Consider the following 12,085-nt stretch of genomic DNA (forward strand, 5'->3'; position numbering starts at 1 on the left):
CCGCGATGCAAGCGTCCTGGAACACCGACAGAAAACCCCGCGCCGTAACTACCGGGTCGTCCTGGTAACCTTTTCTCGCAATTCCAGAACAATCGGGTCTGACGCCAGGTTCGCACCGTTCACCGTCACGGTGGCCGCGAACGTTCCGTCGTCCAGTTTGCGCAGATCATGCAGCATGATGCGTTTGGACTGGTGGATCATGTTGGCGAGCAGGGCATTGAGGCGATCGCGCATCGCAATGGAAATGGCCTCGTCGCCGGGTATTCGCGAAACGCCATCCGGACGCACGCGGTGCAGTGACTCCGCCAAAGGATCCAGCGGTTCGATCGAGAACCGGCACCAGCCCGCCGACTCACAGCCGCGAAACTCGGCCTCTACCGGTGCGGCGTGCCTTTGATGGGATGCAGGTGGTTCCGCGCGAATTGCCATTGGCACGGACAACAAGCCGAGCAATGCGGCGCCGGCAGCGAGCAAGTTCGGTGACGCTTTGAGAACGCATGGCATGCACGGCGTTATATCAGGTTTTACTTTCGGAAGGCTCGAACACAGTGCCTGATACCGCTAGAGCGGAACAGCGCTGCCGTTGTTGCCGATGATCGCCTCGGCCACATTTCGGGCCGGTAGAATAGCAACGTGCCGGTCTGCCCCGGCAGGAACTATCCCTTGTTTTGCCGAACTATTTTCCTCATATACCCTCCATGTCCGAAAAGCATTCCGAAGCCATTCACATTCGCGGCGCGCGCCAGAATAATCTCAAGAACCTCGACGTCGAGCTGCCGCTGAACGAACTGCTGGTGGTGACCGGCGTATCCGGCTCGGGGAAATCTTCGCTGGTGTTCGACACCCTGTACGCCGAGGGTCAGCGTCGTTACGTGGAGACGTTTTCTCCGTACGCCCGCCAGTTTCTCGATCGCATGGACAAGCCGCAGGTCGATCGCATAGACGGCATTCCGCCGGCCATCGCCATCGACCAGACCAATCCAGTGCGCACGTCGCGCTCGACGGTCGGCACGATGACAGAACTGGCCGATCACCTGAAGCTGCTGTTCGCCCGCGCATCGCAACTCTACTGCCGCGGCTGTGCCCGACCAGTGCGGCGCGACAATCCCGATTCTATTTACGCCGACCTGCAGGTCCGGGCGAAGCAGGCCGGCGATCCGCGCCTGATCATCACCTTTCCGGTCGGCATCCCGAAGAATTTCTCCGAGGAAGAGATCCTCAAGCTGCTGGAGAGCCAGGGCTACACGCGAATCCATTCGAAGGCGAAGAACCGGCTGGAAGTCGTACAGGACCGCTTGCGCATGTCGTCCGCGGAACGCGCGCGCGTCATCGAGGCACTGGAAGCCGCGCTGCGCGTCGGCAACGGACGTGTCAGCGTCTGTCCGGTGGGGGAGGCCGGAGGATCGCGCGACAGCGCGAACCAATCACCAGTCACCAGTGACAAGCCACCGGTCGCCGCGGCGTGGCGCTACAGCGGCGACCTGCACTGCCCCGACTGCGACATCCACTATCGCGAGCCGAGCCAGAGTACGTTCTCGTTCAATTCGCCGGTTGGCGCCTGCGATACCTGCCGCGGTTTCGGCCGTGTCATCGGCGTCGACTACGGGCTGGTAATCCCCGACGAATCGAAGACCCTGGGGGGCGGCGCAGTCAAGCCGTGGCAGACGCAGAGCTTCAAGGAATGCCAGGACGATCTCGTGAAGTATGCGAAGAAACGTGGCATCCCGCTCGACAAACCATGGCGCGCCTTGAGTACAGCGCAGAAGAGTTGGGTCATCGATGGCGAGCCGGAATGGGTGAGCTGGAAGGAGTCCTGGCCTGGTGCCTGGTATGGCGTGAAGCATTATTTCGACTGGCTGGAGAGCAAGGCGTACAAGATGCATATCCGCGTGCTGCTGTCGCGCTATCGCGCGTACACACCGTGCACGGCTTGCGAAGGCAGCCGCCTGAAGCCGGATGCGCTGCTGTGGCGGGTCGGCAACAAGCAGGATGCAGATGCCGTGCTCGAGCCACGCAGGCGCCATCGCCCGAAGGATGTCGCATGGAACGATGCGCAACTGCACGATGTGCCCGGCCTGACCATCCACGACCTCATGCAATTACCGGTGGATCGTTGCGCGCGGTTTTTCGCAACCGTTCACCTTCCTTCTCTGCTCCTCGATGAAGCGACGGAGTTGCTGCTCGGCGAGACCCGCACAAGGCTCTCCTACCTGCAGGAAGTCGGACTCGGCTACCTGACGCTCGACCGTCAGTCGCGCACGTTGTCCGGCGGCGAAGTCCAGCGCATCAACCTCACCACCGCGCTCGGTACGTCGCTGACCAATACGCTGTTCGTGCTTGATGAGCCGTCCATCGGCCTGCATCCGCGCGACATGGGCCGCGTGATCGCAGTCATGCAAAAGTTGCGTGACGCCGGCAACTCGCTGGTCGTAGTCGAGCACGATCCGCAGATCATGTTCGCGGCAGACCGCATCCTCGACATGGGGCCAGGGCCGGGCGAGAAGGGCGGCGAGATCGTATTCTTCGACCGGCCGACCGTACTTGCTGCCAACTCCAATTCACTAACCGGCGAATACCTTCGCGGCCGGCGGCGTGCCGACGCCGGGTTGAAACGCATGCCGGTGAAAACCGAGGATCCGAGGCTGGAAGTACGGGGTGCGGCGGAGCATAACCTCAAGCACATCGATGTTGCGATTCCGCTCAACCGGTTGGTGTGCGTGACCGGCGTATCGGGCTCGGGCAAATCCACGCTGATGCAAGACGTCCTGTATCCGGCACTCCTGAAACACAAGGGCAAGCCCACTGAGGCGGCGGGCGCACACAAGGCGCTGGCCGGCGCGGACCTGGTTGGCGATGTGGTGATGGTGGACCAGACGCCGATCGGCCGCACCACGCGCTCCAACCCCGCAAGTTATGTCGGCGCCTTCGACGCGATCCGCGACCTGTTCGCAAAGTCGCCGATGGCGAAGGAGCGCGCTTACAAGCCCGGCATGTTCAGCTTCAACTCCGGCGACGGCCGCTGCCCGACCTGCGGCGGCAACGGTTTCGAGCACGTCGAAATGCAATTTCTCTCCGACGTCTATCTGCGTTGCCCCGATTGCGACGGACGCCGCTACCGGCCAGAGCTGCTCGAAGTTACGATCGCACCCGACGGCAAGCCGGCAAAAAGCATTGCCGACGTGCTGGACCTGACGGTATCGGAAGCGGTGGACTATTTCGCGAATTCGCCGGAAGTGCTGCGTCGGCTGCGTCCGCTAGCCGATGTCGGCCTCGAATACCTGCGGCTCGGCCAACCCGTGCCGACCTTGTCCGGCGGAGAAGCACAACGCCTGAAACTTGCGGGCCATTTGGTAGAGGCAGTTAGGCACCCCTCACCCTTTACTTCTATCCCCTCACCGAAACGCGGAACGCTGTTCCTGTTCGACGAACCGACCACCGGCCTGCATTTCGAAGACATTGCAAAATTGCTGCGCTCCTTCCGGCGCCTGGTTGAAGCCGGCAATTCTCTGCTGGTGATCGAACACAACCTCGACGTGATCGCCGCGTGCGACTGGATCATCGACCTCGGCCCCGAAGGCGGCGAAGCCGGCGGCGCTATCGTGTTCATGGGTACGCCGGACCAGATCCGCCTCGATGAAAAATCCCATACCGGCGTTGCGCTGAAGGAATACGAGCGGGCCATAGAGAAGGGGGCATTCTCGCAGCAAGCGCTAGGTGGTTCTCGCCCCGTTCCCGTTGAGCTCCATCCGTCCATAGAAATTCACAACGCGCGCGAACACAACCTGAAGAACATCGACCTCTCGCTGCCGCGCGGCAAGTTCACCGTGATCACCGGCGTGTCGGGCAGCGGGAAATCCACGCTTGCATTCGACATCGTGTTCGGCGAAGGCCAGCGTCGGTATCTCGAGTCGCTGAACGCATACGCCCGGCAATTCGTGCAGGTCGCTTCGCGCCCGGACGTGGATGCGATCTACGGTATCCCGCCGACGGTGGCGATCGAGCAGCGCACCAGCCGCGGCGGGCGCAAGAGCACCGTGGGCACGCTGACCGAGATCCATCATTTCCTGCGCCTACTGTTCGTGAAGCTCGGCACGCAGCATTGCCCGGACTGCATGGCGCCGATCGAGCCGCAAAGTCCGGACGCTATCGCGGCGCGCATCATGCGCGAGTACAAAGGTCAGCACATCGGTCTGCTGGCGCCGCTGGTGGTGAATCGCAAAGGCGTGTACACCGATCTCGCCGAGTGGGCCAATAACAAGGGCTTTCCGACTTTGCGTGTCGATGGCGAATTTTTACCGACGCAGAAGTTTCCGCGCATCGACCGGTTCAAAGAACATTCGATCGAATTGCCGGTCGCGGACCTGCACGTCAGTGCCGCGGATGAAAAAGTGTTGCGCGAAAGCTTGAAGCTGGCGCTGGAGCACGGCAAAGGCGTGGCGCACGTCATCGCGCCGCTTGACGGCTTGATGACCGGCAAGGGCAAGGTGTCCGAGACCGTGTTCTCGACCAAGCGCGCCTGCCCCTCGTGCGCGCGCAGCTTTCCGGAGCTCGATCCGCGCCTGTTTTCCTACAACTCCAAGCACGGCTGGTGCGCAAGCTGCTACGGCACCGGATTGCAAATCGACGAAGTGGGCTGGGACGAGGAGCGCTCGCGCACCGGCACCGAGGACAACGTGCTGGATTCCTGGATCGAATGGTTGCAAGTCGACGAGCCTTGCCCCGATTGCGAGGGCAAGCGGCTCAATCCCGAGGCGCTCGCCGTGTTGTGGCGCGATCGTTCGATTGCCGACTACGGCATGCTGCCGGTCGCGCAACTCGGCGAGCTGGTTTCCGGGCTGAGGCTCGCTGGCCGCGAGCTGGAGATTGCGCGCGACCTGGTGGCCGAACTGAAGAGCCGCTTGGGCTTTCTGTCGGAGGTCGGCCTCGGTTATCTGACGCTGGACCGTTCCGCGCCGACGCTGTCCGGCGGCGAGGCGCAACGCATCCGGCTGGCTGCGCAACTTGGCTCCAATCTGCGCGGGGTGTGCTACATCTTGGACGAACCGACCATCGGTCTGCATCCGCGCGACAACCAGATTCTGCTGAATACGCTGGAGAAGCTGGAGAAGAAGGGCAACACGTTGCTGGTCGTGGAGCATGACGAAGACACCATCCGACGCGCACACCATGTTGTCGATCTCGGTCCGGGGGCGGGCCGTCTCGGCGGCGAAGTGATCGCAGAGGGGAATGTCGAGCAGTTGATGCGCTCGCCTGCGTCGCTGACCGGAAAGTTTCTATCGCATCCGCTACTGCATCCCCTGCAGCCCTGGCGTTCGACCGATGGCCGGTCACCGGCGATCCAGATGAACGGCGCGAAATTGCACAACCTGAAAAGCGTCGATGTGCGTTTCCCGCTGGCACGGCTGAGCGTGGTTACCGGCGTTTCCGGCAGCGGCAAGTCCACGCTCGCGCGCGACATCCTGCACGACAACCTGGCCGCGCTTGTGGGCGAGCGCAACAAGCGCAACAAAAACACGTTCGAGCCGGCCGGCTGCACGGCGATCAAAGGTTGGGAACAAATCGACCGGGTGCTCGAAGTCGACCAGACACCGATCGGCAAAACGCCGCGCTCATGTCCGGCAACTTATGTGGGTTTCTGGGATGCGATCCGCAAGCTGTTTGCCGGCACGCAGGAAGCTCGCATGCGCGGCTTCGATTCGGGCCGCTTCTCCTTCAACACGGCAGGCGGCCGCTGCGATGCCTGCGAGGGGCAGGGCATGCAGAAGATCGAGATGAGTTTCCTGCCGGACGTGAAAGTGGCCTGCGATGTCTGCAACGGCGCGCGCTTCAACCCCGAAACCCTGGCGGTACACTACAAAGGCAAGTCGATCGGCGAGGTGTTGAAGATGAGCATCGACGAGGCGGTGGATTTCTTCTCCGCGCATACGGCGATTCATCACGCGCTGCGGCTATTGCAGGACGTAGGTCTTGGTTATCTCACACTCGGCCAGCAAAGCCCAACGTTGTCTGGCGGCGAAGCGCAGCGGATCAAGCTGGTTACGGAACTGTCCAAAGTGAGGACCTCGGACGAGCCGCGACGCGGTGCGGGTGCCGGAGGGAAGCAGACGCTGTATGTGCTCGACGAACCGACGGTGGGATTGCACATGGCCGACGTGGAGAAACTCATTCGCGTATTGCACCGGCTGGTCGATGCCGGCAATACCGTTGTGGTCATCGAACACAATCTGGATGTAATGGCGGACGCCGACTGGATCATCGACCTCGGGCCGGAAGGCGGCGAAGGCGGCGGAAGGCTCGTGGCGCAAGGCATGCCGGAACAGGTCGCGGCCGTGAAGTCTTCCCATACCGGGAAAGTGCTGGGGGCGTTCCTTGCCGAGCGGGGGCACAAGGTCCCCACCGCGATGGCGTCATGATGCTTTACGGCGTCTACACCCAACACAGAGGCACAGAGGGCACGGAGGGCGCAGAGGAAAGCGAAAATCAAATTATAGTTGAGCGATTCTAGACGATCATCGCAGCAGACATGGCAACCCGAGCGCACACCGTACCTCGCTTCTATCTCAGCGGGTTCACAGATCCGGAATCCAATGGAACCCCTGACCCGTTCGTTTGGCTAGGGCTACTAACCACAGGCGAAGTAAAACGTCGCTCGCCGAAGAACATTTCGATTGTTCCCGGTTTATACGATGGGCCAGAAGGACTCGCCGACCCTAGCAAGTCGATTGAAGCTCATCTTTCGAAAATTGAAGCGGCAGCTTCATCCGCAATAAGAAAATTCGTTGCGACGGAGCCAATAGAAGGTAATGACCCGCCTCCTGAGATATGGCGATTTCTCGCGTGGCAAGCGGCACGGACGCCAGGTTGGATGGACTTGATGCAGCAGTGGGTAAATGATCCGCCACTCGGTCTGGAATCTGGCGTGGTGGAGCCTCCGCCAGAAGGATATCCAGAGTCCGGCGATCGGACGCGACCACTGCTTATCGAAGAACCAAAGACCGGCGAACGCCGCGAGGTGAATACCCTCGAGGAACTCGAGACGTATCGGCACCGTGGGTGGAAGTGGATACTTCAGCGTGATGACCATCTTGAATTTCTGCACCTTCAGGCGTGGCATTTCCAGGTTCAGCACTTTCCGCGCTTTTCTTGGGTGCGGTTGAATACGCCTGATGGCGAATGGTTCGTTACAAGCGATCGTGTGGTTACATGGCTGGCTGACGGTTTTGCGGATACGCCTCCCGCTGCTTTAAGGCATCCAACAACCGAAGTCGTCGCGCCTCTGACACGAAGGACTGCGCTCATCGGGAGGCACGAAACCCAAAGGCTTGAAGTCACACCGCGCGAAGTGAATCGGTTCATTGCGTCAACGGCTTCCAGTTGGGTAGCTGGTCCGACAAGGAGTGTAGTCGAGCAGGCGCTTCAGGATCGCGCTGCAACCTTAGCTCATTGATTAGCTCTTAACGGGAGCGCCACCCGGCGCGTTATCGCGGGTATCATTTGGACTGTTAAAACCTCGGGATCTCGATTTGTGAAAGCCAACGACACCAATCTTCTGCTCCCGCCACAGCAGGTCAGCATCGACGTGCTGCTGGAGAAGTACGCCAAAGGCGGCGAGCGCAGCATCGAGGATGTGCGCCGCCGCGTGGCGCGTGCGCTCGCTGCCGTGGAATCCGATCCGGGCAAATGGGAGCCGCTGTTTTTCGAAGCGCTCGAGAACGGCTTTATCCCGGGAGGACGCATCAATTCGGCGGCCGGCACGCAGTTGAGTGCGACGCTGATCAACTGTTTCGTACAACCGGTGGGCGATTCCGTTTCGGAAATGAGCGACGGCAAGCCGGGCATCTATGTCGCCCTTATGGAGGCCGCGGAAACCATGCGTCGTGGCGGCGGGGTCGGCTATGACTTCTCGTCGATTCGTCCGCACGGCGCGTTGGTGCGCGGCACGCAAAGCAGTGCGAGTGGACCGGTGTCCTATATGCGGGTGTTCGACCGCAGTTGCGAAACCGTGGAATCCGCCGGTTCGCGGCGCGGCGCGCAGATGGGCATCCTGCGCTGCGACCACCCAGATATCGAGGAATTTATCCACGCGAAGGACGGCGGTGATCTTCGCAATTTCAACATCAGCGTGGCGGTGACCGATGTATTCATGCGCGCGATGGAAGCGAACGGTGACTGGGACCTGGTGCATCCGGTGCGGCCGGGCAAGGAAATGGTTGGCGCACCCGAACGCCAGGCGGCCGACGGCCGCTGGATCTATCGCACGGTCAAAGCGCGCGATCTGTGGAAGCAGATCATGGAGTCGACCTACGACCACGCCGAGCCCGGCGTAATCTTCATCGACCGCGTGAACGCCGAAAACAATCTGTCTTATTGCGAAACGGTCGAAGCCAGTAATCCTTGCGCCGAACAGATGTTGCCCGCCTACGGTTGCTGCTGCCTGGGAAGCATCGATCTAACGCCGTTCGTATCCCAGCCTTTTACCCCGAAGTCGCGGTTCGACTTCGAGGCGTTTGCGAAAGTAACGACGGTGGCGGTGCGCATGCTCGACAACGTGCTCGACGCCACCGTCTGGCCGCTGCCGCAGCAGGCCGAAGAGGCAAGAAACAAGCGCCGCATCGGGCTCGGCTTCACCGGCCTGGGCGATGCGCTGATCATGCTCGGCCTGCGCTACGACGGGGACGAGGCCCGCAAGATGGGTGCGAAAATCGCCGAGACGATGCGCGATGAAGCTTATGCGGCATCCGTGGAACTGGCGCGCGAGAAAGGCGCCTTTCCGCTGCTGGCCGCGGAACAGTATCTTGCCGCTCCGCGTTTTGCGTCGCGGCTGCCGGAGAATCTCAAACAGGACATCCGCGCGCACGGCCTGCGCAACAGTCATCTATTGTCGATCGCGCCGACCGGCACCATCTCGCTGGCGTTTGCCGACAATGCCGCCAACGGCATCGAGCCGCCTTATTCCTGGACTTACCAGCGCAAGAAGCGCGAAGCGAACGGCTCGCACAAGGTTTACGACGTCGAAGACTATGCCTGGCGTCTGTACCGGCACATCGGCGGTGACGTAACCAAGCTGCCACCGCAATTCGTCACCGCGCTGGAGATCTCCGCGCTCGATCACATGCGCATGGTCGCGGCGGTCGCGCCGTTTGTCGATTCGGCGATCAGCAAGACGGTCAATGTTCCCGAGAATTATCCATTCGAAGAGTTCAGGGATCTTTATCTCGAAGCCTGGAAGTCCGGCCTGAAAGGTATCACCACCTACCGCCCGAACGGCGTACTGGGCTCCGTGCTGTCGGTTACCCCGCATTCCGAAGCACCCAACGATCTCGATACTTCCGATGCCGACCGCCGCATTCGCCTCGACGTTGCGCCGATGCCGGCATTGTCCAGCTTGCGCTGGCCGAGCCGGCCGCAGCTTGCCGCCGGCAATCCGGCGTGGACTTACATGGTCGAATCGCCGTTCGGGCAGTTCGCGATTTTCGTCGGCCACGTCGACAACGGCGACCCGCACGCCTTCGAAGTCTGGGTCAACGGCAACGAACAGCCGCGCGGTCTCGGCGCAGTCGCGAAGACACTGTCGATGGACATGCGTGCGCAGGACCGCGCGTGGTTGCGCACGAAGCTCGACATCCTTTCGCGCACCGCAGGAGACGATGCCTTCGATTGCCCGATGCCGCCGGACGGCGCGCTGGTGCGCATGCCGAGCACCGTGGCCGCATTCGCCCGCATCGTGAACTGGCGCGTGGAACAACTCGGCGGCCTGGCGCCGCGTGACCATCGCTCGCCGGTGCTGGACGCCTTGTTCGCAAAAAAGGAACCGAAGACCGGCACCGACGGCACCATGTCGTGGTCGGTCGATGTCTATAACCCGAGTTCGGGCGACGATTTCGTGCTGATCCTGAAGGAGCTGGTGCTGCCGTCGGGGCAGCGCCGGCCTTATTCGGTGTGGATGGCGGGCAGCTATCCGCGCTCGCTCGATGGCCTGTGCAAGCTGTTGTCGCTCGACATGCGCGTCATCGATCCGGCTTGGATCGGCATGAAGCTGCGCAAGCTGCTGAGCTACGCCGAACCGCTCGGCGACTTCATGGCCAAGGTGCCGGGCGAGGAGAAGCAACGCACCTGGCCGAGTACAGTGGCGTATGTCGCGCAACTCATGATCCACCGTTACGCGATGCTGGGCGTACTCGACGGGCGCGGCTATCCGATCGATGAAATGGGCGTGCTGGAAATTCCGGAGGCGACCCGCGACCGCGAAGCGCGCGATCTGCAGATCCTGCCCGGCAAGCGTTGCCTCGAGTGCGGCAACAGCGCCGTGATCAGGAAGGACGGTTGCGAGTTCTGCACGGCCTGCGGCGCAGTCGGCGCCTGCGGCTGAAACTGCGCGGAATTCAGGAAAAGGATCTGGGCTGTCCCGTGGCTTCGATCACCGACATCCACAGATCGGCCGTCGTATCGACCCGCTTGCGATTGCGCGTGGCCAATGCCATCGGCACGTGGACGAAGCGGCCGTGCCAGCGTCCGATCAGCATTTCGGTATTCCCCGCCATTGCGGCGTGCGCCGCGTTGCGCGCCATGTTCCAGCAGTAGACGCTGTCCGACGGCGTGGCCGGTACGCTGCGAATCGTGTAGCTCGGATCGATGTATTTGAGCGTTACTTCGCGGCTGGCACGCTGGTAATGCTCGGTGATGCGCTCGCGCAGGAATACGCCGATATCCTTGAGCTTCGCGTTGCCGCTCTTGTCCGTTCCACCCGCTGCGGCGTCATCATCCATCAGTTCCTGCGCCGCACCCTCCGCCACGACCACGACCGCATGACCTTTGCGCGCGAGCACGCGATCGAGATTGCCGAGCACGCCGCGTTCGCCTTCTAGGGTCGCCTCGATCTCGGGAATCAGCACCAGGTCCACGTCGGCGGACGCCAGCGCGGCCTGGCACGCCACGAAGCCGGAATGACGGCCCATGAGCTTGACCAGCCCGATGCCGTTGCGTGCACCCATCGCCTCGACGCGCGCACTGCGCACGACGTCGACCGCCGCCGAATAGGCGCTTTCGAAACCGAAGCTGCGGTCGATGAAGTGAATGTCGTTGTCGATGGTCTTGGGCACGCCGACCACGGCGATCTTCAGGCCACGGCGTTCGATTTCGGCGCTGAACTGCATGGCTCCGCGAATGGTGCCGTCGCCGCCGATCACGAACAGGATGTTGATGCCGTTCGCCTCGAGATTGTCGATGACTTCACCAGGATCCTGCGATCCGCGCGAGGAACCGAGGATGGTGCCGCCCTGATGGTGGATGTGGGCCACCGACTCCGCGGTCAATGTTACCGGTTCATGGCCGAAGCGGGAGATCAGTCCTTCGTAGCCGTAGCGAAAGCCGAGGATGCGTTTGACGCCGTAACCGCGCGCGAGCTCGAGCACGAGGCCGCGCACGACGTTGTTGATGCCGGGGCAAAGGCCGCCACAGGTGACGATGCCGCAGCCGACGGTGCGTGGATCGAAGAAAATCTTGTTGCGCGGCCCGGCCAGTTCGAAGGCGGGTAACGTGGTCGCCTGGCTGGCGTGGGCGCGGATCACCGACATGCGGTCATCCACCAGCACCTTTTCGGCGGCGCCCACGAATACCACCGCACTTTCGCCAAGGTGGGCCACCACGGGGGACGGCAGCAGACATTTGCCGAGGTCCTTGACGGCGACGTCCGTCGCCGTGATGTGGCCGGCCAGCGCCGTCGAGCCGGACAGCCTGACCGCCGGCGCTACGGACTCGTTCGAAGCGACGACGGAACTCATCCCTGTTTCCTCAAATAGCAGCCCGACCGATGATGGTGCGTAGCGCACCAGCCCAGTGCCGGCACGGCGAATGCAGCGGACCGATCGCAGCGCTCCGGCAATTGCATCCAGTGCCCAGTTGTGCGCCGATACAGCCTCAACAACGGGTAGGATGTCATCCTGAAGGTGATCGTGCAGAAGTCTCTGCCGGTTTTGTTGCAAGGAACGTGCAAGCCGGCGCTCCGACCCGGTAAAAGTGCAGAAAAACCGCGACTTCGGACGCGAAAGCCGGTATGATCCGCCCCAAGGATTTTGTTTCGCGTCAA

At 62.0% G+C, this 12,085-nt stretch carries 5 protein-coding genes; 3 read left to right on the top strand and 2 right to left on the bottom strand.

Going from position 1 to position 12,085, the window contains the following annotated elements; all coding sequences use genetic code 11:
- Positions 1 to 48: 48 nt before the first annotated feature.
- Entirely contained in the window at positions 49 to 504 is a 456-nt protein-coding gene (locus HY067_04940) for a hypothetical protein (protein ID MBI3527297.1), read from the bottom strand.
- 194 nt (positions 505 to 698) lie between these two features.
- Between HY067_04940 and uvrA the strand changes: the two genes are divergently transcribed.
- The 3 genes from uvrA to HY067_04955 all read left to right on the top strand — a co-directional run bounded on the left by uvrA (position 699) and on the right by HY067_04955 (position 10,369).
- Positions 699 to 6,413: an excinuclease ABC subunit UvrA gene (uvrA, locus tag HY067_04945; protein ID MBI3527298.1), complete on the top strand. Its 5,715-nt coding sequence runs from the start codon at positions 699 to 701 to the stop codon at positions 6,411 to 6,413.
- Positions 6,414 to 6,523: 110 nt separating this feature from the next.
- The gene (locus HY067_04950; GenBank protein MBI3527299.1) at positions 6,524 to 7,447 is read left to right on the top strand and encodes a DUF4238 domain-containing protein; all 924 of its coding nucleotides are present in this window, start codon (positions 6,524 to 6,526) and stop codon (positions 7,445 to 7,447) included.
- Between the two features lie 42 nt (positions 7,448 to 7,489).
- Complete coding sequence (locus HY067_04955) at positions 7,490 to 10,369, top strand: adenosylcobalamin-dependent ribonucleoside-diphosphate reductase (GenBank protein ID MBI3527300.1); 2,880 nt, start codon at positions 7,490 to 7,492, stop codon at positions 10,367 to 10,369.
- A 13-nt stretch (positions 10,370 to 10,382) separates the two neighbouring features.
- On the opposite strand, the gene HY067_04960 is transcribed toward HY067_04955, so the two are convergent.
- A complete protein-coding gene (locus tag HY067_04960; protein ID MBI3527301.1) occupies positions 10,383 to 11,780 on the bottom strand; it encodes an ATP-dependent 6-phosphofructokinase in 1,398 nt (465 codons plus the stop codon).
- Positions 11,781 to 12,085 lie beyond the last annotated feature (305 nt).

Source organism: Betaproteobacteria bacterium, assembly GCA_016194905.1.
GTDB lineage: Bacteria > Pseudomonadota > Gammaproteobacteria > Burkholderiales > JACQAP01 > JACQAP01.

Bases quoted from the DNA above. Each gene is read 5' to 3' on its own strand.
- uvrA (MBI3527298.1), top strand. From the start codon at position 699: ATGTCCGAAAAGCATTCCGAAGCCATTCACATTCGCGGCGCGCGCCAG.
- HY067_04950 (MBI3527299.1), top strand. From the start codon at position 6,524: ATGGCAACCCGAGCGCACACCGTACCTCGCTTCTATCTCAGCGGGTTC.
- HY067_04960 (MBI3527301.1), bottom strand. From the start codon at position 11,780: ATGAGTTCCGTCGTCGCTTCGAACGAGTCCGTAGCGCCGGCGGTCAGG.
- HY067_04940 (MBI3527297.1), bottom strand. From the start codon at position 504: ATGCCATGCGTTCTCAAAGCGTCACCGAACTTGCTCGCTGCCGGCGCC.